Genomic DNA, 21897 nt, shown 5'->3' with positions numbered 1-21897 from the left:
GGAGCAGGCCGGTGCGGCCGGCCGGCTCCGCGGGCGCGGGCGGGCCTGGCAGCCGGTCCTCGTGATCGCGGTGCTGAGCGCCGCGTCGCTGTGCGCGCTCTGTCTCGGCACCCCCGTCGTCCCGCCGCACCACCTGCTCGGTGCGGTCCTGGACGGCGAGGCCACGCTCGCCGGCATCGTCGTCACCGAACTCCGCGCCCCCCGCCTGGTGTTGGCGATCACGGCCGGGGCCTGTCTGGGAGCGGCGGGGCTGGTGCTCCAGGAGGCGCTCCGCAACCCCCTCGCCGTCCCCGAGATGCTGGGCGTCTCCTCCGGCGCGGCCCTGGGCGTCGCGGCGCCGCTGGTCCTCGCCCTGTCCCTGCCCGCCGCGGCCCAGCCCCTGCTCGCCCTCGGCGGGGCCGTGCTCGGCGGCGGGCTCACCCTGCTCGCCGCCGGGCTGGGACGCAGCCCGTCCGCCGTGCTCCTGAACGGCGCCGCCGTCGCCGCCGCGCTCCAGGCGGCGCTGCTCGTCCTGATGGTGATGGCCGACCAGCTCGACCTCCAGCTCATCTACCGCTATCTGCTCGGCTCCCTCTCCGCCAGGACGTGGGACGACGTCGCGGGAGTGTGGCCGTGGCTGCTCGTCGCGGCACCCGCCCTCGTGCTGTGCGCGCCCGTCCTCTCCGTCATGCGGCTGGGGGACGCCGACGCCGAGGCGCTGGGCGTGCGTGCCCAGCGCGCCCGGCTGGCGGCCCTCGCCATCGCCGTCGTGCTGATCGCACCCGTCACGGCGGTGTGCGGGCCCGTCGCCTGGGTGGGCTTCCTCGCCCCCCACGTGGCCCGCTGGTTCAGCCCCGGCGCCGGCGCGGTGCGGTGGCTCGTGTGGTCGGCCGCGTGGGGAGCCGTGGTCGTGGCCGTCGCCGACGTCCCCGCCCGGCTGGCCCTGGCCCCGGTCGAGACCCCGGCCGGCGCCTGGACGGCCCTGCTGGGCGTGCCGGCCGGCGTCGCGCTGATGCGGACCCGGCGCCGAAGCCGTACGACCGGGGGCGGTGGCGCCGTACGCGTACCGTCGGCCGGACCGCGTACGCCGGAAACCGCCGAGACGACAGACCGGGCACCAGGCGGCGCGCGCTCACCTTCGTCCTTGGACATCACCGGAGCGGAGGGCGCGCGATGAGGCGGCGCTTCGCGGTGCTCGTGGCCCTGGCCGTCGTCTGCGCCGGGGCGGAACTGGTCGCCGGACGCGGTCTGTCCCCGGCCACCGCCTGGGACGTGCTGACCGGCGGCGGGGACGCGACCGAGCGGCACATCCTCTTCCAGCTGCGGATCCCCAGGATGCTGGTGGCCCTCGGGGCCGGAGCCGGCCTCGCCGTCGCCGGCCTGGTCCTCCAGTCCGCGCTGCGCAACCCCCTCGCCGGCCCCGAGGTAACCGGTGTGACGCCGGGGGCCGTCCTCGGCGCGGTCACCGCGACCGCCCTGGGCCTCGCCGGCTGGGAGTCGCCCCTGGCCGTGGTCGTCGCCGCCTGCGCCGGCGGATGCGCCGGAGCGCTCCTGCTGTGGCTGCTCGCCGGCAGCACGGGGGGAGACCCCGCCCGGACCGCCGTGCACGGGGTCCTGGTGTCGGCGGTGCTCGGCGGGTTCACCGCCATGGTGCTGCTCGTCGAGCCGGGGGAACTCGGCAGCGTCGTGCAGTGGTTGGTGGGCACCACGGAAGGCCGGGTGTGGGAGCACTGGCACCTGCTGTGGCCCTGGGCGCTGCTGTGGGGAGCGGCCGCCTGGCTGCTCACGGGGCCGCTGACCCTGCTGCGCTGCGGCGACGACACCGCTCGGGCGGCCGGGCTCTCCGTCCACCGGGCCCGCGCGCTGGCCCTGCTCTGCGCCGTGGCGCTGACGGCGGGCGCGGTGGCCGCCGTCGGGGCGCTCGGCTTCGTGGGCCTCCTCGTCCCGCACCTCGCGGTGGCGGTCTTCGGCGCGGACCTGCGCTCCGCCCTGCCCGGCGCGGCGGTGCTGGGTGCGGTCGTGGTGTGCGGGGCGGACGCCGCGGCGCAGCTGTCCTCGCGGCTGCTCGCCGACACGCTCGACGCCGGGCGGCTGACCCTGCCGGTCGGAGCGGTCACCGCCTGCCTCGGCGCCGCGCTGCTGCTCGTCGTCGTGCGGCGCGCGCCGGACCGTACGTACTGAAGCCGACGGAGGACAGAACAACATGACCCAGTCCATGGGGATCCACGTCGAAGGCGTCCACTTCGGCTATCCCGGACGCCCCGTGCTGCGGGGCGTCGACCTGACCGTGCGGCCGGGCGAGCTGACCGCGCTCATCGGCCTCAACGGCTGTGGCAAGTCCACGCTGTTGCGACTGGCGGCCGGCCTGCTGAAGCCGGACCGGGGGCGCGTACGGCTCGGCGGCGAGGACCTGGCCGGGCTCTCCCGGCGGGCCACGGCCGCGCGGGCGGCTCTCCTGCACCAATCCGCTCCCTCCGTACCCGGTATGACGGTGCGTCACCTCGTGCGGCAGGGGAGGTACGCGGCCCGCGGCCCGCTCGGCATGCTGCGTGAGGGGGACGACCCCGTCGTACGGCGCGCGCTGCGCGACGTCGGCGTGGAGGGGTGGGCCGACCGGGACGTCGACGCGCTGTCCGGAGGTGAACGGCAGCGGGTGCGGCTCGCGATGGCGCTCGCCCAGGACACCCGCGTCCTGCTGCTCGACGAGCCGACCACGTATCTCGATCTGCACCACCAGCTCGACGTGCTGCGGACCGTGGTCCGGCTGCGCGAGGAGCGCGGGCTCACGGTGGTGATGGTGCTGCACGACCTGGCTCACGCCGCCCGGTTCGCCGAGCGGATCGTCGCGCTGCGCGACGGGCGCGTGGTGGCCGACGGAAGCCCCAAGGAGGTCGTCACGCCGGGGCTGCTCGCGGACGTGCTGAACGTGGCGGGGCGGGTCGGGAGCGACCCCGAGGGCGGCTGGCCGGTGTGTTACCCAGATCACCCTCTTCCCGAGCCGGAAAGATCTAGAAAATGAAAATCATTTCTATTAGTGTCGTCCACGGCGCTCGACCGAACGCCACAACTGCCTTACAGAAAAGGTGAGTCACATGAACAACGAGCAGATCTTCTCCCCGATCGTCGACCCGGGTCAGCTCGCCCACGACTCGGCCTCCCACTCCAACGCCCTCGTCGAGAACCCCTTCGAGGACACCGAGGAGTAAGCGAGGGAGCTCGTCCCTCGACCGTGGGCCCGCCCGTTGCCGTTCGGGCGGGCCCACGCCCTTTCCAGCCCACGCACCCCTTCCCGCCCCCGTCGTCAGGAGAACGCCGTGACCCGCAGCCGGCTCGCCCCCGGTGTCGACGTCGTCGCCGTGCCCAGCCGCGGTCTCGCCGTCCGCACCCCCGCAGGAGAGTTCCTCAGCGTCAGGACCCGCGACGCCGACGAGAACGCGCTGCTCGCCCGGCTCACCGGCGCCGACGCCACCCCCGAGGACGAGGAACTGCGGCGCGTCGTACGGGCCTTCGAGAACGCCGGCTACCTCGCCGACGACCCCCCGGCACCCCAGTGGCCCGCCGCCCGACGCGCCGTGCGCCTGCTCGGCGCGCCCGCCCTGACCGGCCCCCTCGCCGCCCACCTGACCGCCCTCGGCGCCGCACCCCGGACGGCCCCCGCGGCCGATGCCCCGGAGGTGCGGCCCCCGGACCTCGACGCCCTGCTCGACGGGAACCCCGCCGCCGTCGTCTGGTGCCTCGACGGACCCGTCCCCGACGGACTCTGGGACGCCGCCGACCGGCTCCCCGGTCACGGGGTCGCCTGGCTGCGCTGCCACCGCGAGGGCTGGCAGGCGTACGTCGAACCGCTCGCCGCCGAAACCGGAGACGTCACCGCCGCCCACGTCCGCTCCCGCCGCCTCGCCGCCACCCCCGCCCACCGCGAGCTGGCCGCCTACTGGACCGGGCCCCGGACGTCCGGCACCCCGGTCCGCCCCACCCTCCCCGCCGCCGCGCTGCTCGCCGCCCTCCTCGCCGACGACCTCCGGCGCTGGGCCACCGACGCCCCGGACACCGAGGGCCTCCCGGCCCGCCGCCGCCTCCGCGCGGTCGACCTGCGCACGCTGACCGTCACCGAGCACCCCGTCCTGCCGGTGCCCCCGGTCGCCCCCACGCCGAGGAGGGACGGGTGACCACGGGAGCCGTCGGGGCCCCGGTGGCCGCGGCGCACACCGTCCGCGTCGGCGGTCTCGCCACCGACGTACGTCTCCCCGAAGGCCCCGGCCCCTTCCTCGCCGTCCTCATCCGCACCCCCTACGACCGCACCCGCCACCTCGCGGAGGCGCGCGCCTGGGCCCGTCACGGCTTCGCCGCCGTCGTCCAGGACGTCCGCGGCCGGTACGCCTCCGCGGGCCGGTGGCGGCCGTACGAGAACGAGACCGGCGACGGAGCCGCGACCGCCCGATGGATCCGCCGCCGGGCGTGGAGCGACGGGCGGCTCGTCGCCGTCGGCGCCTCCTACGCCGCCCACTGCGCCGCCACCCTCGCCCTCGACGCCCCCGAGGACGCCCGCCCCGACGCCGTCATCGCGGCCGTCCCCGCACTCGGCGCGGCCGAGACCGCGCGCGAACCCACCGGCCCGGAACGACTCCTCGCCCGCGCGGGCTGGTGGGCCGCCCACGGCGACCGGCCGACCTCCGACGAGGGCGCGCTCGCCCGTGCCCTCGCCGAGGACCCCGCCCTGCTCACCCGTCTGCCGCTGACCGCCCTGCCCCACCGGCTCGGCCGGCCCCTGCCCTCCTGGACGGGACTGTGGCAGCGCCACGACCGCGGCCGGCTCACGGCCCGAGCCGCCCACGCCGAGGTGCCGCTCCTCGCCGTCGGCGGCCACCACGACCCCTTCGCCGAGGACACCGTGGGGCTGTGGCGCGCCTGGGGCGGCCCCGCCGCGCGACTGCTGCTCGGCCCCTGGGGGCACGGGCTCGTCACCGCACCCGGGCCCGACGCCCGCCCCGCCCACCGGCTGAACCTCGGAGCCCTGTACGTCCGCTGGGCCCGCCGCGCCCTCGCCGGAGACCTCGCCCCCGGCCGGCACGGCGCCGTCGCCCTCGGAGGCAGCGACCAGTGGCTGCCCGCCGACACCGCCACGGAACCCCGCTCACCTCGGCTGAGGCCCCTGCGCGGTGCCGCCTTCACCGCCGACCCCGACCACCCCGTCCGCTCTGACGACCTCACCGTCCCCACCGGGGGAGTGCCCGACCGCTTCCTCCTGGCCACCCCACCGCTGCCGCGCCCCCTCGACGCCGTCGGGCCCGTCCGCGTGCGGCTGCGGGCCACCGCCGACACCCCGTCCGCCGACTGGGCCGCCCGTCTCGTCGCCCTCACCCCGCACGGGACCGCCGAGCGGCTCGCCGCCGGCGTCCTGCGTCGCGCACAACCAGCGGGTGTTCCAGGGGAGTTCGCCATCGAGCTGGGCCGTGTCGCGCGCCGACTGCCGGCGGGCACCCGGCTACGGGTGGAGATCGCCGGACACCACTTCCCGGCCCACGCCCGCCACCCCCACAACGGCGACGACCCCGTCACCGCCACCCGGCTCCTCGCCTCCCGCCGGGACGTCGACGCCGACAGCGTGACGCTCACCCTGCAGGTCCTGCCCGCCCGACCGCCCGCCACCATCGACCCCGCCCAGGAGATCCTGCGATGACGCTGCCGCTGGAAGCCCTCGTCGACCCCGTCTGCGGCCTCGTCCGCAAGGTCAAGCCCGTCGAGCACCCCCCGGGCACACCACCCCGCTACACCGCTCTCACCGCCGAGATATCCGACGCCCGCCGGCACGGACTGTGGCCCGCCGACCGGGTCTCCCTCGGCACCACCTTCGGCGACCCCGAGCAGGCCCGCATCGCCGCCATCGCCGAAGGAGTCGAGCGGTACTGCGGCAACCGCGTCCCGCCGCCCGGCCACCCCGACGCCCCGCTGCGCGCCACCGCCGCCGAACTCGCCGACAAGGGAATGCGGTTGTACGGCCCCGAGGACCTGCCCGCCTACGCGCCCTGGCAGTACGAACGGGAGAGGTTCCCCTACCGGCGCCTCACCCCCGACACCCCCTCCCTCTGGACGCGCGGAACCGAGCACCTGCCCGACGGCGCCACCAGCGAGGTCTGGGCGCCCGTCGCCCTCACCCACCTCAACTGGCGCCAGGGCGACCTGCGGGAACTGCCCCGCACCCACCACCTCAACTACGCGGGCATCGCCACCGGCCAGGGACTCGACGACGCCGTCGAGCGCGGCCTCCTGGAGATCGTCGAGCGCGACGCCCTCGAACTCTGGTGGCACCTCGACGGCCCCACCCGCGGCATCGACCCCGCCAGCGTGCCCGGCCTCCTGGACGACCTCGCCGGCTCCGCCCTCGACGTCCACCTCGTCGAGATGCCCTCGGAGTTCGCCCCCTGCGTCGGCGCGCTCGTCCACGACCCCGCCCTCGGCCTCTATGCCGCCGGCTTCGCCTGCAAGTACGACCCCGCCGAGGCCGCCCGCAAGGCCGTCCTCGAAGCGGTCCACACCTGGGTCTTCACCCAGGGCCTCACCGGCCCCGACGGCTGGGTCTTCCAGGCCGTCGACCTCGGCCTGCTCGCCCGCGGGCTCTACCTGGACCACCGCGCCGACTCCCGCTACCTGGACGTGTGCGGCGAGCGGTTCGAGCACGTCCGCGACCTCGGCGCCCACGTCCAGGTGTGGCTCGACCCCCGCATGGCGGCCGAAGCCCGGCGGTTCACCGAACCCGCCCACGGCACCGTGCCCGTCCACGCGATCGAGCCCGGCAGCCGCGAACGGCTCCTGAAAGCCCTCCACTTCGGCGGCCACCGCGTCATGACCTTCGACCTGACCACCGAGGACGTGGCCGAGACCTCGCTGCGCGTCGCCCGGGTCCTCGTCTCCGGACTCCTCCCCAACGCCCCCGCCGCCTTCGGCTACTTCGGCTGCCCCAGGCTCGCCGACACGGCACTCCGGCGCGGCTGGCGCGCCACCGCGCCCGGCGGCCCGGAGGACTTCACCCTCGCACCTCCGCCGCACATGTGAGGACCACCGTGAACCACCCCGAACCGGACGACCTCCCCGCCGCCCTCGCCCAGGCCCGCTCCGCGCGCCGCCCCGGCCCCGACACCCCCGCCGGAGCGGCCGTCCCCGCCTGGCCGGGACCGCCGCTCGCCCTCCCGGACGCCGGCCCCGCGGACCTCGACCTGGACGCCCTCCTGCGGCTCTCCCTGGCCGCCGCCGACGGTTCGGGACGCCTGCGGCCCGCCTCCTCCGCCGGAGCGCTCCACCCGGTGGACACCGTGCTGGTCGTGGGCGACGGCTGCTCCCTGCCACCGGGACGGTACGGCTACGACCCGCTGCGCCACCGCGCCCACCGCCTCGGCGGACCGGCCGACGGGACGCCTCCCGGCCTGACCGCCGAGCTCTCCGTCACCGCACAGCGCACCGCCTCCCACTACGCCCACCGCGCCTGGCCGCTCCTGCTCCTCGACACCGGGCACGCCGCCGCCCTGCACCTCGCGGCCCGGGCGCTGGGCTCGGCGGAGCCCGTGCTGTGCCCGGACGGACACGGCGCCCACGCGACCGCCCTCGCCACCGTCCACGTACCGCCGCCCGGCCCCGCGTCCCCGACGCCGCCGACCCCCACCCCCGCCGAACTCCTGGCCCGCCGCAGCGACCCGCCTCCCCTGCCCGGCACCCCACCCGCCGACGCCCTCCTGGCGGTCCTCACGACCGCCGCACGGGCGGGCGGCGACGACCTGCGCTGGTGCGCGGCCGTGGGCGGCCCCCGGCCCGGCCTCCTGGAAGCGGCCCCCGACGGCGCCGGCCTGCGCCGGACCGCCGCCGGAGAGGCCCGGCCCACGCTCGCCGCCTGGGCGGCGGGACAGGCGTGGATCGCCGGCGCGGGCGCCGTGCTGCTCGCCCGCGGCTGCCCCGCCGACGCCGACGCGCCGCACATCCGCCGCACCCACCTGCGGGCCGGCTACGCCGTCCACCTGGCCCACCTCACCGCCCGGCGCCACGGCCTGGCCGCCCGGCCCGTCGGATCCTGGCAGCAGGCGGACCTCGGTGCCGCGCTCGGAGCGCCGCCCGGCAGGGACTGGATCGTCCACGCACTGGCCCTCGGCACCCGCCACGCCGACGAGGAGAACACCCCGTGACCGTCGTCCACCCCGAACTGCGCCGCGCCACCCGCGGCGCCCGGCGCTCCCTGCTCGCCGCCACCCTCCTGCAAGGCGCCGTCACCCTCACCCACCTGGCCCAGGCCGTCCTGCTCGCCCTCGCCCTCGCCGACCTCGCGCGCGGACGGACGGAACGCCTGCCCTGGCTCCTCGCCGCCGTCCTCGTCGTCGTCGCCGCCCGCGCCGCCGTCACCACCCGCCAGCGGCGCACCGCGACGCGGGCCGGGGCCGAGGTCAGGGTGGCGCTGCGCGACGAACTCCTCGCCCGCCTCGGCAGCCTGGGTCCCGCATACCTCACGACCGCCCGCGCCGGAGCCGTCCGCACCACCCTCGTCGACGGCGTGGAGGGAGTCGACGCGTACGTCTCCCGCTACCTGCCGCAGCTCCTCATCACCCTCACCGTCCCGCCGCTCCTGCTCGCGGTCACCGCCGCCGTGGAACCCACGGCCCTGTTCGGCCTCGTCCCCGCCCTGCTCCTCGCCCTCCTCGGCCCCCGCGCGTGGGACAGGCTCCTCGCCGCCCGTGGCAGGGAGCACTGGGACACGTACGAACGGCTGGGCGCCGACTACCTGGAGGCCCTGCAGGGCATGCCCGCCCTGCGGGCCGCCGGCGCCGTCGGCCGGACCCGCGCCCGCCTGGAGGAGCGCTCGGCGGCCCTGCACCGGTCGACCGTCGCCCAGCTCCGGGTCTCCCTGGTCACCACCGGCATCACCGACCTCGCCATCCAGGGCGGCACGGCCGCCGCCGCGCTCCTCGCCTGCTGGTCGGCCGTCGGCGGCGCCACCACGGCGACCGGCACCTACCTGGTGCTGCTCCTGGCGTCCGAATGCTTCCGGCCGGTCCGCGACCTCGCCCGCGAATGGCACGCCGGATACCTGGGGGCGTCCGCCGCCGACGGCATCGCGGCCCTGCGCACCGCCGCACCCGCCGTCCGCGACACCGGAACCGCCCCCGCCGACTGGCCGAAGGCCCCCGAACTCCGCTTCGACAACGTCGGGTTCACCTACGACGGCGCCTCGGCACCCGCCGTGGACGGCGTCACCTTCACCGCCCCCGCCGGGCGTACGACCGCCCTCGTCGGCCCCTCCGGCGCCGGCAAGTCCACCCTCCTCGCGCTGCTCCTGCGCCACCACGACCCCGGCGACGGCCGCATCACCCTCGACGGACTCCCCACCACCGCGTACACCCTGGACGCCCTGCGGAAGGGCGTCGCGGTGGTCTCCCAGACCACCTACCTCTTCCACGCCACCATCGCCGACAACCTGCGCGCGGCCCGCCCGGACGCCACGGACGACGACCTCGCGGCGGCGGCCCGCGCCGCCGGCGTCCACGACGAGATCACCGCCCTCCCCGACGGCTACGCCACCGTCCTCGGCGAACGGGGCGCCACCCTCTCCGGCGGCCAGCGCCAGCGCCTCGCCCTCGCCCGTGCCCTCCTCGCCGACGCCAGGGTGCTCGTCCTCGACGAGGCCACCAGCTCGGTCGACGAACGCCGCGAGGCGCACATCGTCCGCGCACTGACCGAGGCGGCGGGTGACCGCACCGTCCTCGTCATCGCCCACCGGCTCGCCGCCGTCCGCCACGCCGACCACATCGTCGTCCTCGACGCCGGACGCGTCGACGCCACCGGCGACCACACCCACCTGGTCGAGGCCGGCGGCGTCTACGCCCGACTCGTCGCGGCCGGCCGCACCCACCCGGAAGACGTCGCCGCATGACCACCCAGAGCCGCCCCACCACCCCGACCGCACCCGACCGGGGCGCCCTGCGCGCCCTGCTCCCCGCCCTGGCCGAACACCGGGCCATGACCGCCCGCACCTGCGCTGCCGCCCTCCTCGAACAGGGCGCGCTCGTCGCCCTCCTGACGTCGGCGGCCCACGCGGTCGGCACGGCCGTCATCGAGGCCGAGGCCCCCTCGACCGGCACCGTCGCCGCCCTCGCCGCGCTCGTCCTCCTCCGCACCCTCATGACCTGGCGCGAGATGGACCTCTCCCACGACCTCGCCTACCGGGTCCTCGCCGCGCTCCGCGTCCGGGTCTTCGACGGCCTCGCCCGCAGCGCGCCCGCCCGGGTCGCCGGCCGGCGCAGCGGCGACCTCGCCGCCACCGCGATGGCCGACGTGGAGGCGCTGGAGTTCTTCTACGCCCACACCACCGCCCAACTCCTCGCGGCCGGAACCGTCTTCACCGGCGGCGCGGTGGTCCTCGCCGCCGTGGAGCCCTGGCTGCTCGCCGCAGTGCTGCCGACCGCGGCCCTGCTCACCGCGGCACCGTTCGCCCAGGCGCGCGGCCGCGCGGCACACGGCGCCCGCACCCGGGCCGCCCTGGCCACGCTCTCGGCCGACACCGTGGAGACCGTCGACGGACTCCGCGAACTGCTCGCCTTCGGCGCCCTCCCCGCCCGCCGCCGCCGGCTGGCCGACCACGGACGCCGGTTGGGCGACGCCCAGCGCGCGGAGGCGACCGCGGAAGCCGCCGCCGCCGCGCTCCGCGACCTCCTCATCGTGGCCGCCGTCCTCGGCGTGGTGGCCACCGCCGCCCACTCCGTCACCTCCGGGCGCCTGCACGGCGCCTGGGCCCCGGCGGCGATGGCCCTCGCCCTGGCCGTCCTCGGCCCGGTCGCGGAAGCCGCCCGCTCCCTCAGCCAGGCGGTCTCCCTGCGCGCCGCCGCCGCCCGCGTCGGCGCGGCCGTCAAGGCCCCCGCCCTCGCCCCGCCGCCCACCGCCCCTCGCACACTGCCCCCGGGCCCCCTCGGCGTCCGGCTGCACCGGGTGCACTTCGACTACGGCGGCGCCGCCGTCCTCGACGGCGTCGACCTGACCGTCCCCGCCGGACAGACCCTCGCCCTCGTCGGAGCCTCCGGCGCCGGCAAGTCCACCTGCGCCCACCTCCTCGCCCGCTTCTGGGACCCGGCCGAGGGCACGGCCCAGCTCCTGCCCGCCACCGGCGACCCCGTCGACCTGCGCGACGTCGACGACGCCGAACTCCGGCGGGCGGTCGCCCTGGTGGGCCAGGAGACCCCCCTCTTCCACGGCACCCTCGCCGAGAACCTGCGGCTCACCGCCCCCGACGCCGACGACGACCTCCTCGTGGAGACCGCCCGCCGCTGCGGCGTCGACCGGATCGCCCCGATGGACGCCGTCATCGGCGAACGCGGCGCCACCCTCTCCGGCGGCCAGCGGGCCCGCATCGCCCTGGCCCGCGCCCTCCTCGCGCAGCCCCGCGTCCTGATCCTGGACGAGTCCACCGCCCACCTCGACAACACGGGCGACGCCGAACTCGCCGCGGCCCTCCACCACCCCGGCCGCACCACCGTCGTCATCGCCCACCGCCGCGCCACCATCCGCCGCGCCGACCGCATCGCCGTCCTCGAAGCCGGTCGCGTCACCGAGGAGGGCACCTGGGAGGAGCTCACCGCCCGCCCCGGCAGCGCCCTCCACCGCACCCTCGCCCGACGCTGACCCGGCGGCCGCCCGCGCGCCCTCCCGCACCCGCGTGCGGCGAGCACGGTTCCGGTGGCGGCGCGGGCGGTCCGCAGCGGCTGACCTACGCCCCACCGCGACGCGCGCGGTGGGCCAGGAGGGCGTCCAGGCCCGCGCGTTCGGCGCGCAGGCCCTGGAGGAAGGCGGCGAGAGAGGGCCCGCGCCGGGCCCATCCCGACATCGCCGTGATCGCCTCGTCGAGCGCGGACGCCGACTCCTCGATCCGGTCCGAGACGCACAGCAGCCGGCTCACCAGCTGCAGCGCGCGGGCGAACTCCACCACCTCGGTCGGCCCCTCGTGCGCGTGCCGCCGGAGCGTCTCGGCGGCCCGCTTGCCGACGACGACCGCCCGCGTCGTCTCCAGGGCGACCAGGGGCCACTGCCCCGCGATCCGCGCCGCGGCGTAGGCGTCGGCCGCGGGGGCGAGCGGGAAGACGTCGAGCCGGGCGCGGGCCTGCTCGGTACGCGGCCCCGCGCTCCGTGCCACCGCCGCCTCGCCGGCCGCCAGCAGCCGCGGCACGTCCTCGGGACGTCCGTACGCGTGGCAGGCGGCGGTGAGCACCCCCAGGTAGCCCACCACCTCCCCGGTCAGCTCGTCGTCCTGAGCCGCGTCCCCCAGGCCACGCGCGGTCAGCAGCAGGGTGCACGTCTCCCAGCAGCGCCGGGCCGGCCCCTCCGTCTCGTGGCCCCGTCCGCAGAGCAGCAGCGCGGACGTCTCGCGCCACAGCGCCCGGGCGAGCCGCCGCCGGCCGGCGAGATCGCCGACGGTCCGCACGAGCTCGGCGGCCGCCGCGGCGGCGTCGCGGGCGGCCGCCAGGGCCTCGGGCGTCTCGGGCCGCGTGAGGGCCAGATGGTCGGCGCGATCGCGCAGGCCGTCGGCGACCGCGGACGGATCGGGAGTGCTGCGTCTCCACCAGCGCATCGGCACGCTCCTGTTTCACGACGGATTCGCCCCTTGGAGTGCTGTGCAGGATTGTTGAACGATTCTCGGATATGCGCAAGACTGCGGTGGTCCGGCAACTCCCCTACGGTGCAGCGGACTTCAGTGTCGACCGGCCGTCAGGAACCACCTGCCCCGGCCGCCCGTCATCCCCCAGGGGAGCGCGGGACGCACCCGTCCCCCGCTCGTCACCACCGACCGACGTCCGAGGAGATCCATGGCCGACACCGTCCACTCACTGATCGACCGTGCTCACGACGTGCTGGTCGAGCTGCTGACCCAAGGCCCCACCCCGGCGGTCACCGCGGGACTCCACGACATCATCGCCCGAGCCGCGTCGCTCGGCCCCGACGGCGCCTGGCTCGCCCTCCCGGGCCACACGAACCTCGGCGCGGTGGCCCTCGCGTACGGTCGGACGGAGCAGGCCCTGCACCACCTCGACGCCGCCGTGTCCGCCGGTTTCAACGACTGCGTCGGGCTCCACGCCGCCCCCATGCGGCCGCTGCACCACGACCCGCGCTTCCAGGCCCTGTACCAGCGGATCCGGGTCACCCAGGCCGACCTCGACGAGTTCTTCTGGCTGCACCGGGAGATGCACACCATGGCGCGAGAGGCCCAGGACGCGAGCGTCCACAACCTCGGCCGCCTCGACACCGGGGTGTCGCTCCTCCCGCAGGCGCCCATGCCGACCCGCGAACCGGACACCCCCGGCGTCCTGGGCACCCGTATCGAACTCGCCGCGCTCCAGACCGCCCTCCGACAGGCCGCCGTCAAGGCGGAGTTCGAGCGCAGCGCCGGCAACACCAGCCTCAGTCTCATCGACGACGCGTGGGACTACACCCGTGCCCGGCAGGACGCCTGGTACGCGGACGACCTGGACGACCGCCGCCGACGCGCCGCCGAGGCGCGGGCCTTCGTCGAACGCCCCGGCGCCGGGACCACGCTCCTGCCCTGCCCGCCGCTGGGCTCGCTCGTCTACCCGGCCTGACCCGAGCGGGGACGTCACCGACCCCGCGCGACCGAACCTCCCTCCGACGGAGGGAGGTTCGGCGATTTGTACGCCGTCAGGCGCGGGCCAGGAGGTCCTCTGCGAGACCGTGGAGCACGAACCCGTTCTCGAAGCGCACCTGGTAGCCGGTCCCGGCCCCGGCGCCTCCGGAGTCGACCGCTCCCTGCCGGAGGATCTGGTCCCGCAGGTTCCCCAACAGCCCTGCCGCGTGGGCGTCGAACCGCTGGCCGCCGACGCGCCGGTCGAACTCGGCGAGCGCGTCCTGGGCCCTCCTCCCGCCCGCTTCCCTCGGCGCCGAGCCCGTGACGACGCCCCGCAGCCCCTCCGCGAGGAACAGCGGACCGGGGGAGCCGGTCCTCCCCGCGGTGCCGCTCCCGCCGACCTGGACATCCCTGACGAGCCTCACCTGCGCGCCGACCTCGTACGGCATGGGCGCACCCCCCTCGTTCGATCGTGGACATGCTCGTGGTCGTGGCAAGGGTAATCCGGACGCCGGGGGAGGAACGGCAGTTCGGTGACCGGATCACTCCGTGACGGGCAGGCACTCCCCGAGCAGGTCGACGACGTCCCGCCACGCGCGCCGCGCGTGCTGGGGGTGGTAGCCGACTCCGGGGCGCGTGGTGTGGTCGACCGGCGGGTGGTGGAAGGCGTGCAGGGCGCCGCCGTAGACCACGAGGCGCCAGTCGACGCCCGCGGCTTCCATCTCGGCGGTGAACGCGTCCCGTTGCGCGCGTGACATGATCGGGTCCTCCGACCCGACTCCGGCCCACACCGGGCAGTGAATGCGCGCCGCCTCGCCAGGTCGGCCCGTGGTCAGGCCGTTGACGGTCGCGATCGCGCGCAGGTCGACGCCGTCGCGGCCGAGTTCCAGCGCGATGGCGCCCCCGGTGCCGTAGCCGACGGCGGCGATCCGGTCGGGGTCGGTCCGCCGCTCGGCGCGGAGCACGTCCAGCGCCGCGTGTCCGATGCCCCGCATCCGGTCGGGGTCGGCGAGCAGCGGCAGGCAACGGGCCAGCATCTCCTCGGGGTCGCCCAGATAGCGCCCGCCGTGGAGGTCGAAGGCCAGCGCCACGTATCCCAGCTCGGCGAGCGCCTCGGCCCGGTGGCGCTCGACGTCGCTGAGCCCCACGCCCTCCGGCCCGACCAGGACCGCGGGCCGGCGGTCCACACCGGCCGGAAGTGCGAGGTGCCCTAACATCGTCCGGCCGTCGGCCGCGTACTCGATCGTGCGCGTGGTCACTGTCGTCATGGGCCTGGACAGTAGTGATCATCCGGCCCGTCCGGCCCGCGTTCCGCTGCCGGCGGAAGACCGCGGCGGTTCAGAGGCGCTTGGCGCTGCGGAGGGTCTTGGCGTAGTAGCCGTTGCCGTCCAGGCGGGAGACTCCGCCGATGTCGCCGATGGTGGGACCGTTGACCTCCTCCCGGCTCGACACGAAGATCAGGTGCCCCTCGGTGTCGTGGCCGAGGACCATGCCCACGTGGTCGAGGCGCTGCCCGGTCCGGGTGTCCAGCTTGAAGAAGACGAGGTCGCCCGGCTGGAGCTGGTCGATCGCGGACGGGCGGTCCTTCGCCGCGATGCCGGTGAGGGGCAGGACGTCGGTCCCCTCGCCGGAGCGCGCCATGCCGTTCGCGGTACGGGGCAGGCCGTCGCCGGACGTGTCCGAGGACATCAGCGGGTACCGGGCGCGGTAGCCCATCACCATCCGGATGTAACCGGAACAGTCCAGGGACCGGGCGCGGAGGGCCTCGGGCGTGCCGACGGCGCCGTCGCGGAACGGGTACGGGGTGCCCAGGAAGTCGTAGAAGTCGGACTGTTCGAGGCGCAGGTCGCCGCCCTCCGCGCCGGAGGTGTTCAGCGGGCCGAAGTTCGCGTCGCCCGCGACGACCAGGCCCTGCGCGTCCTTGCGCGGCGCCGCGCCCGCGACGTACTGGAAGGCGAAGGCGAAGACGTCGTCCTCCCGGCTGGTCGCGTACTCGGCGTACCACTCCTTGAACCACGTCGAGTCCTGGGCGTCCTTGGTCCAGCGCTTCGGCAGGAGGCGCACCCAGTCGGTCGTGGAGACCTTGGACGAGGTCGAGGCCGGTTCGGCGAAGGTGCGCGCCGGGCCCTTGAGCGTGGCCGTGCGGGCGCCGTCCGTCAGCACCGCCTTGACCTGGCCGTCGGCACCGCGGAGCACGCTGCGCGCCGGGTTCTCCAGCCGCGACCACCGCTGCTCGGACGGGTTCGCGGCCGCGCCGGCGGTCTTGGCCCGGGTGCCGTCCAGGACCCCCACGTCACGGACCTCGGTGACGCCCCGCTCCTCCTGGGCGCGCAGTTCGAGGGTGAGGTACCCCGAGGCGGCGACGAGCCCGAGCACGACGAGGCCCGAGAGGACCGGACGGGACTTCTTCTTCCCTGGCATGGTTCTTCCTCTGATTCTCGGGCGGGGCTCAGACCGCGGGCATGACGCCGAGCAGCAGGCCGGCGGCGATGACGATGTAGGCCGTCAGCGAGACGGTGGCGGTGGCCAGCAGGGTCGGACCCTTCGGCTGGCGGACCAGCTGGTAGGCGATGAGGCCGGGGACGATGAAGCCCAGGGTCTGGTTGCCGTACATGAGCGGGAACTCGATCGACAGGACGATCATCACGGTGGCCTGGAGCAGGACGCCCAGCAGCACCACCGCGGCGAAGAGGCGCTTGCCGTACAGGATCACCAGCCGCTGCATGAGCCGGGTGCCCGCGTAGGTGAGGGCCGTGACGCCGACGACCATGGCCGCGCGCTGCAGGTCCTCGATGAGGGTCAGGGCCAGCCAGCCCGGGGTGATCATGCCGCCGGGGGAGAGGTTGGTGGTGAGGTAGCACAACAGGGAGAAGAGCAGCCCGATGGCGATGCCGAGGGCGGCCATCTCGGGGGTCAGTGCGGCGGTGGTCAACGGGGGCTCCGGGCGCGTGTACGGGGAGGAGGCGGGTGGGTGGGAAGCGGCGGGCGGTTCAGGAGCGGGCCGGCGGCCGCTCGTCGCCGTCGTCGGGGGTGTCGAACCAGCCGAACGACGCGGCGGGGTCCTCGGGCCGCCCGGGCAGCCCGTCGCGCCGCCCCGCCGCCGAGCCGGGCCACGCCCGCTCGGCGTCACGGGACCAGCCCGGCGCCGGGCTCTGCGCCCGCTGCGCGTGCGCGTCGGAGCCGGGTCCCGCTGCCGGGTACGTGTCGAAGGAGGGTCCCGCGGCCGCGTGCGCGCCGCCGGGCTCAGCCGCCGGGTACGGAGCGGCAGCGCGTGCCGGTCTCGGGCGTGCGTCGGGGACGGGTTCCGCCACCGGGCGGGCGTCGGGGACGGGTTCCGCCACCGGGCGGGCGTCACCGCTCCGTGCCGGGATCCGGAGGCGCGGGATCCGGAGGGTCTGGGACGTCTCGTGCGGCTCCGCGTCCGCCCGGCCGTCCGGGGCCTCCGGGGCGGCGGCGACCGGGGCCGGCGCGGCCGGGGATTCGTCCGCCGGGAGCCCGGCCAGGTACTCGAGCAGTTCCTCGCCCTGGCCGTGGATGTTGCCGACGGCGACGAGCGAGGAACCGTCGGGCATCGCGGCCAGCATGGCGGGCATGAACTCCTCGGCCGGGCGGCGCTCGCCGCCCAGGTCGACCGCCCGGTCCCGCCAGGCGGCGGGGATGGCGTCGATGGCGCTCCTGGAGGGGTGGCCGATGACGAAGACGTTGTCCGGCTTCAGGTCGGGGATGATCTCGCCCATCTGCCCGTTGCGCTCGACGCGGTCGGGCCGGCAGTTGACGACGACGTTCAGCGGACGGCCGACGGCACCGAGATCGAGCAGCTGGTTGACGTTCATCAGCGTCGACTCGGGGTCGTTGGCCGCGAAGACGTTGGCGAACGCGAGGCGCTTGCCCTCGGGCGTCACGTAACGCTCCACGGAGAGGACGCCGGGGTCCGGCGGAGCGTCGTACATGCCCTGGAGGGCGACCTGCCGTTCGACGCCGAGCAGCTCGGCGACCGTGAGGGCGATCGCCACGTTCTCCTTGAAGGTGAACCAGCTGAAGCCCCGCAGCTCCGCGTCGGTGACCGACTCGGGGTCGGCGTAGACGAGTCGGCAGTTCCGGGCGTCGGCCTCCTCCTGCAGGATGGCGAAACGTTCCTTCTCGGCGGTGACGCAGATGCCGTTCTCCGGCATCGAGCGGCACAGCGAGCGGGCCACGTCGTCCAGGGTGGGGCCCATCTCGGCCAGGTGGTCCTCGCGGACGTTGCACAGGACGCCGATGGTGGAGCGGATCAGCTTGCTCTGGTTGACCTCCTGGAGCGCCGGCATCACGGCCATGCACTCGATGACGAGCGCGTGCGGCCGGTAGGCGGCGGCCCGCCGCACGATGCCGATCTGCTCCACCACGTTCGCGATGCCGAACTTCCGGTAGACCGGCTCCTCGGTCGCGTCGGGATGGATGAACCGCGCGGCCGTGCCCGTGGTCTTGGCGACCGTGACGAGCCCGCCGCCGCGCAGGGCGCCCGCACACAGGCGGGTGATGGAGGACTTGCCCCGGATGCCGTTGACCAGGACCCGGGCGGGGATGACGTGGAGGGCGGCGTAGTGCCTGCGCTGTTCCACGATGCCCGCGATCAGCAGGACGAGGCTGCTGACCAGGAGGACGAAGTAGAGGTAGAGCACGCGCCTTGTCACCTTCCGCCCGCACCGGCGCCGGACGGGGCGTCCGACGGCCGGCGGGCCTGGTCGTGTCGGTGGGCCTGCGCCTGCTGGCGCAGGAGTTCGAGACTGCGGACGACGGCGCCCACCTCGTCGTGGTAGCGGGGGTAGAGCACGGTCCTGAGATCGCCGTCCGCGAGTTTCTCGGCGCTCCGCGCGAGGGCGCGCAGCGGCCGGACGACCACGAGGTGGATCCAGCCGAGGCAGAGTATGGCGGCGGCGAGACCGAGCATCCCCGCCAGGACGCTGCGGTCCTCGCGCTCGTACGCGGTGATCTGGAACCCGGCGGCGTCCTGCCGGCTGACGACGGTCCAGCCGATGTCGGCGGTGACGCCGCCGCCGGAGAACGGCGCCGCCGCGGCCACCGTCACCCCGTCGCCGTCACGGAGCAGCAGCCCGTTCTCGACCGGGCCGGCCCCGACGCGCACACCGGCCGCGCGGACGAGGTCCTTCAGCGACGCGTCCGGCAGCTGCTCGAAGGCCCGGAAGCCGTCGCCGGCCGCGATGGTCAGCCCGGCGGAGTCCACCACCCGCACCTCGCCGAGGCCGGGCCGGGCGAGCAGCGAGTTGAGGAACTCCACCCGGATCTCGCCGACCAGGGTGTCGCCGTCGCCGCCGGGCACGGGGGCGGACGCCTGGATGACCGGCTTCTTGCCGCCCTGCCCCGACACCCGCACCGGCGGCCGGTCCTCGCCGCCGCTCCAGGCGTGCGGCTCACCGCCCGCGCGGGCGGTGACGGAACCGTCGGCGGCGACGAGGTAGAGGGCCTCGTAGCGGGTGTGCTTGACCAGCGCGTCCTCCAGCAGCCGGCCCGCGGCGCCGCTGTCGCCCGCCGCGATGAGGCGGGAGGCGGAGACGAGGTCGGCCTGTGCCTCGTTGAGCGCCCGGCGCAGCCGGTCGGCGATCAGGTCCGTGCGCTCCCGCTGGTCGTTGACCATCGTGGTCGGCACGCTCACCGACCCGTCCGTACGGTTCAGCAGCAGGCCGACGGGCACGCACCAGAGCAGCAGCAGGACGCCCGTCGCCACGAGCGGTCCGCGCGCCCCCACCCACACCCGGCGGGCGGTGCCGACCCCCTCGTCCTCGCCGTTCAGCCGGCGGCGCAGCCGCTCCAGGGCGAGGCCGATCCGGTGGGCCTCGCCCCGGCGCGGCACCGAGACCGGACGCCGCAGATCCCCGCGGGCCAGCCGGCGCGACTCCAGGAACAGCCGGAGCAGCGGCCGCTGGACCGTGCTCCAGAGCACGGCCACCGCGACCAGCCCCACGAGGAGCAGGGCGCCCGCCGCCGCGAGGCCGAAGAGGCGGCGGTCGGAGTCCTCCGGCTGCTGCTCGACCACGGGCAGCAGCGCGACGACCGTGAGCCCCAGGCCCGCCGCCACGCTCTCCTTCTCCTCGGGGTCCGAGGAGGCCAGCGAGGCGTACCCGGCGGTGGCGACCCGCCCGTTGTACGCGCCGCCGAGCAGGGTGCCGCTGACGCCGGGATACCCGCGGGACCCGGGCTCCTTGGCACGGACCGGGTGCTCCTCGGTCCGTACCGCGGCCTGGTCGGCGAGGCGCGTCATCTGCCGGTGCAGGAAGGCGAGCTCCTTGCGCTCCTGGTCGGAGTTGAGCGCCTCCGCCTGCTCGAAGCCGGCGGTGGCGAGGACCTCGCCGTCCTCGGCCACCACCGACATGCTGCGGAACGGACCGAGGTTCACGGCCGGCACGGACAGGCTGCTCGACGCGATCAGCAGCTGCTGGGGACGGTCGGCCCAGTCCAGGACGGCCATCGTCATCAGCCGCACGTCGCCGGTCTCCAGGCGTACCATCCGCGGCGTCAGGGCCCGCTCGCCGACGAGGACGTCCCGGTCGAGCCAGCCGAGGGGAATCGTCTCGCCACGAGCGGCGAGCACGTCCCCGCTCGCCAGGTCCACGACGGTGGTGCCGGTCCACTTCTGGTACGTCCGGCCCAGGTCCGAGAGGACCCGCCCGGGCCTCACGGGACGGCCCGCGTTCAGCGCGGCGGCGGTGCGCTCCAGGTCCGCGACCCGCTCGTCGATCGAGGCGCGCAGGGCGATGGCACCGTCCTCGGCGAAGTACCGCTGCGAGGACAGCACCGCGTCCGGCGCCACCGCTTCCTCGCTGGGCCCGAGCACCTTGGCCGTCAGCCCCGCGAGCGCCAGGAGCAGGACGCACAGGACGGCGATCGGCGGACGGATGCCGCCGAGAAGCGGCATGTCCGCGCGCCTGCGGCTGCGCCGCCGCCCTCCGCGGACGGCGAACGCTGCGTTCTTCTGTGTCACTGCTGTGTTCTTTCCTGGTTCCTGGGGCCTGGCCCTGCGGCATGCGCTGGGGCGCGGCGGGCGTCACCCGCGGCGCCTGCCGGAGGCGGAGAGGGTGTCCGTGGCGGCGGGTCGCGGCCCGGACCGGCGCCGGTTCAGTCCGGCAGGGACAGCTCGGCCAGACCGTCGCCGCCCGGCGCTCCGCGGTTGTAGAGGAAGCCCTGCGTGCGGTCGGCGGCGAGGCGGTAGCGGGCGAGCCGGTCGGGGGAGAGGCCGCCGGGCCGGTCGAGCGCCTGGCGCACGTCGACGAGCCGGTGGTCCTCGACGGCACCGCGGGGCGGCCGCTCGCCCTCCTCCACCTCGGGAGGGATGTCGACCAGCGTCGTGCGGTAGCGGGCGGCGACGTCCCAGCCGTCGTCCGTCTCCCGGAACTCGAACCAGCCGATCACGCCTTCCTCGGTGAGACCGGTGGGCGAGGAGTGGCGGGCCACCTGGTTCCCGAGGCTGTACGCGACCCAGGTGCCGTTCAGCTTCTGGATCGGCTGCACCACGTGCGCGTGGTGGCCGATCACGAGGTCGATCCCGGTCTCCCGGGTGAGCCGCTCGGCGAGCTCCAGCTGCGGCGCGCTCGGCTCGTTGTAGTGCTCCAGCCCCCAGTGGACCGAGAGGATCACGACCTCGGCGCCCTGCTGCCGGGCGCGCTGCTCGGCCTTCCTGATCTCGTCGGTGCTGATCCGGTTGAACGCCCAGCGTTCCTTCTCGGGGGTCGGGTTGAGGAACGACTCCCACGAGTAGGACAGGTGCGCCACCTTGACGCCCTTGACGTCCCGGATGTTGGTCTTCTGCGCCTCTTCGGGGGTACGGGCGGAGCCGGCGTGACCGAGCCCGACCGCGTCCATGGCGTCCAGGGTGCGGCGTACGGCCTTGAGCCCGTGGTCGTACGTGTGGTTCGAGGCGGTGGAGCAGGTGTCGTACCCCACGTCCTTGAGCGCCGTGAGGATCTGCGGGGGGACGAGGAACTCGGGGTACCCCTCGAACGGCCCCTTGGGCCTGCCCACGGGCGTCTCCATGTGGCAGATGGCCAGATCGGCCTTGCTGACCACCGGGCGCACCCCGGCGAGCAGCGGCCCGAAATCGAGCCCCGCGCTGCCCTCGCCGGTCTCCTCGGCGTCCTCGGCCGCCTGCTCGACGAGCTCGGGATGGATGAGAACATCTCCTGCGGCGGCGACGGTGAACGCTCGTCCGCCCGGCTTGACCTGCGGATTCGAGGGCGCCGCACAACCGGCCCCGAGAACGGCGACGGCGGCGGTCAGCGCCAGCGCACGCCCTATGGGGAGAGATTCACTCAATGTCACCG

19 protein-coding genes are annotated in these 21897 nt (G+C 75.7%); 11 read left to right on the top strand and 8 right to left on the bottom strand.

Going from position 1 to position 21897, the window contains the following annotated elements; genetic code table 11:
* The first annotated feature begins 73 nt into the window (after positions 1-73).
* From ABFY03_RS02105 to ABFY03_RS02060, 10 genes are all read left to right on the top strand, one after another.
* Complete coding sequence (locus ABFY03_RS02105) at positions 74-1156, top strand: FecCD family ABC transporter permease (protein WP_346172186.1); 1083 nt, start codon at positions 74-76, stop codon at positions 1154-1156.
* Complete coding sequence (locus ABFY03_RS02100; protein ID WP_346168968.1) at positions 1153-2160, top strand: FecCD family ABC transporter permease; 1008 nt, start codon at positions 1153-1155, stop codon at positions 2158-2160. Before ABFY03_RS02105 ends, ABFY03_RS02100 begins: the two co-directional genes overlap by 4 nt.
* 22 nt (positions 2161-2182) lie before the next feature.
* Positions 2183-2998 carry an ABC transporter ATP-binding protein gene (locus ABFY03_RS02095; RefSeq protein ID WP_386723740.1) on the top strand — a complete coding sequence of 272 codons (816 nt, stop codon included), beginning with the start codon at positions 2183-2185 and terminating at the stop codon, positions 2996-2998.
* Between the two features lie 73 nt (positions 2999-3071).
* Entirely contained in the window at positions 3072-3185 is a 114-nt protein-coding gene (gene amiA, locus ABFY03_RS02090; RefSeq protein ID WP_319013510.1) for a streptamidine family RiPP, read from the top strand.
* Positions 3186-3293: 108 nt separating this feature from the next.
* Positions 3294-4148: a hypothetical protein gene (locus ABFY03_RS02085; RefSeq protein ID WP_346168967.1), complete on the top strand. Its 855-nt coding sequence runs from the start codon at positions 3294-3296 to the stop codon at positions 4146-4148.
* Positions 4145-5659, top strand: a complete 1515-nt coding sequence (locus ABFY03_RS02080) for a CocE/NonD family hydrolase (RefSeq protein WP_346168966.1) — start codon at positions 4145-4147, stop codon at positions 5657-5659. The genes ABFY03_RS02085 and ABFY03_RS02080 overlap by 4 nt, the downstream gene beginning before the upstream one ends.
* Entirely contained in the window at positions 5656-7032 is a 1377-nt protein-coding gene (locus ABFY03_RS02075) for a YcaO-like family protein (RefSeq protein WP_319013513.1), read from the top strand. The genes ABFY03_RS02080 and ABFY03_RS02075 overlap by 4 nt, the downstream gene beginning before the upstream one ends.
* 8 nt (positions 7033-7040) lie before the next feature.
* Entirely contained in the window at positions 7041-8150 is a 1110-nt protein-coding gene (locus ABFY03_RS02070; protein WP_346168965.1) for a SagB/ThcOx family dehydrogenase, read from the top strand.
* On the top strand, positions 8147-9889 hold the full coding sequence (locus ABFY03_RS02065; RefSeq protein ID WP_346168964.1) for an ABC transporter ATP-binding protein/permease: 1743 nt from the start codon (positions 8147-8149) through the stop codon (positions 9887-9889). Before ABFY03_RS02070 ends, ABFY03_RS02065 begins: the two co-directional genes overlap by 4 nt.
* Complete coding sequence (locus ABFY03_RS02060) at positions 9886-11631, top strand: ABC transporter ATP-binding protein (protein WP_346168963.1); 1746 nt, start codon at positions 9886-9888, stop codon at positions 11629-11631. Before ABFY03_RS02065 ends, ABFY03_RS02060 begins: the two co-directional genes overlap by 4 nt.
* Positions 11632-11716: 85 nt before the next feature.
* On the opposite strand, the gene ABFY03_RS02055 is transcribed toward ABFY03_RS02060, so the two are convergent.
* Complete coding sequence (locus ABFY03_RS02055; protein ID WP_346168962.1) at positions 11717-12574, bottom strand: hypothetical protein; 858 nt, start codon at positions 12572-12574, stop codon at positions 11717-11719.
* 235 nt (positions 12575-12809) lie between these two features.
* Here ABFY03_RS02055 and ABFY03_RS02050 point away from each other — a divergent pair, with 235 nt between their 5' ends.
* Positions 12810-13580 carry a hypothetical protein gene (locus tag ABFY03_RS02050; protein ID WP_346168961.1) on the top strand — a complete coding sequence of 257 codons (771 nt, stop codon included), beginning with the start codon at positions 12810-12812 and terminating at the stop codon, positions 13578-13580.
* 76 nt (positions 13581-13656) lie between these two features.
* Here ABFY03_RS02050 and ABFY03_RS02045 read toward each other — a convergent pair whose 3' ends face one another.
* The 7 genes from ABFY03_RS02045 to ABFY03_RS02015 all read right to left on the bottom strand — a co-directional run bounded on the left by ABFY03_RS02045 (position 13657) and on the right by ABFY03_RS02015 (position 21895).
* Positions 13657-14031: a hypothetical protein gene (locus tag ABFY03_RS02045; protein WP_346168960.1), complete on the bottom strand. Its 375-nt coding sequence runs from the start codon at positions 14029-14031 to the stop codon at positions 13657-13659.
* 93 nt (positions 14032-14124) lie between these two features.
* Complete coding sequence (locus ABFY03_RS02040) at positions 14125-14850, bottom strand: dienelactone hydrolase family protein (RefSeq protein ID WP_319013520.1); 726 nt, start codon at positions 14848-14850, stop codon at positions 14125-14127.
* Between the two features lie 70 nt (positions 14851-14920).
* Positions 14921-16003, bottom strand: a complete 1083-nt coding sequence (locus ABFY03_RS02035) for a C40 family peptidase (protein ID WP_346168959.1) — start codon at positions 16001-16003, stop codon at positions 14921-14923.
* 28 nt (positions 16004-16031) lie between these two features.
* Positions 16032-16514, bottom strand: coding sequence for a poly-gamma-glutamate biosynthesis protein PgsC/CapC (locus ABFY03_RS02030; RefSeq protein WP_319013522.1), 483 nt, complete (start codon positions 16512-16514; stop codon positions 16032-16034).
* Between the two features lie 58 nt (positions 16515-16572).
* Positions 16573-18243: a poly-gamma-glutamate synthase PgsB gene (gene pgsB, locus ABFY03_RS02025; RefSeq protein WP_346168958.1), complete on the bottom strand. Its 1671-nt coding sequence runs from the start codon at positions 18241-18243 to the stop codon at positions 16573-16575.
* Between the two features lie 8 nt (positions 18244-18251).
* Positions 18252-20495, bottom strand: a complete 2244-nt coding sequence (locus tag ABFY03_RS02020) for a cache domain-containing protein (RefSeq protein WP_346172185.1) — start codon at positions 20493-20495, stop codon at positions 18252-18254.
* Between the two features lie 200 nt (positions 20496-20695).
* A complete protein-coding gene (locus ABFY03_RS02015) occupies positions 20696-21895 on the bottom strand; it encodes a CapA family protein (protein ID WP_346168957.1) in 1200 nt (399 codons plus the stop codon).
* Between the last annotated feature and the right edge of the window lie 2 nt (positions 21896-21897).

This window comes from Streptomyces roseofulvus, from assembly GCF_039534915.1.
GTDB classification, from domain to species: Bacteria; Actinomycetota; Actinomycetes; order Streptomycetales; family Streptomycetaceae; genus Streptomyces; species Streptomyces roseofulvus.
Note: the sequence above shows the minus strand (reverse complement) of the source record. Positions and strands in the feature narration are given on the sequence as shown.

Excerpts from the sequence above, each read along its gene's own strand:
- ABFY03_RS02100 (WP_346168968.1), top strand. The coding sequence starts at position 1,153 with ATGAGGCGGCGCTTCGCGGTGCTCGTGGCCCTGGCCGTCGTCTGCGCC.
- ABFY03_RS02095 (WP_386723740.1), top strand. The coding sequence starts at position 2,183 with ATGACCCAGTCCATGGGGATCCACGTCGAAGGCGTCCACTTCGGCTAT.
- amiA (WP_319013510.1), top strand. The coding sequence starts at position 3,072 with ATGAACAACGAGCAGATCTTCTCCCCGATCGTCGACCCGGGTCAGCTC.
- ABFY03_RS02075 (WP_319013513.1), top strand. The coding sequence starts at position 5,656 with ATGACGCTGCCGCTGGAAGCCCTCGTCGACCCCGTCTGCGGCCTCGTC.
- ABFY03_RS02060 (WP_346168963.1), top strand. The coding sequence starts at position 9,886 with ATGACCACCCAGAGCCGCCCCACCACCCCGACCGCACCCGACCGGGGC.
- ABFY03_RS02055 (WP_346168962.1), bottom strand. The coding sequence starts at position 12,574 with ATGCGCTGGTGGAGACGCAGCACTCCCGATCCGTCCGCGGTCGCCGAC.
- ABFY03_RS02050 (WP_346168961.1), top strand. The coding sequence starts at position 12,810 with ATGGCCGACACCGTCCACTCACTGATCGACCGTGCTCACGACGTGCTG.
- ABFY03_RS02045 (WP_346168960.1), bottom strand. The coding sequence starts at position 14,031 with ATGCCGTACGAGGTCGGCGCGCAGGTGAGGCTCGTCAGGGATGTCCAG.
- ABFY03_RS02040 (WP_319013520.1), bottom strand. The coding sequence starts at position 14,850 with ATGACGACAGTGACCACGCGCACGATCGAGTACGCGGCCGACGGCCGG.
- ABFY03_RS02035 (WP_346168959.1), bottom strand. The coding sequence starts at position 16,003 with ATGCCAGGGAAGAAGAAGTCCCGTCCGGTCCTCTCGGGCCTCGTCGTG.
- ABFY03_RS02020 (WP_346172185.1), bottom strand. The coding sequence starts at position 20,495 with ATGCCGCTTCTCGGCGGCATCCGTCCGCCGATCGCCGTCCTGTGCGTC.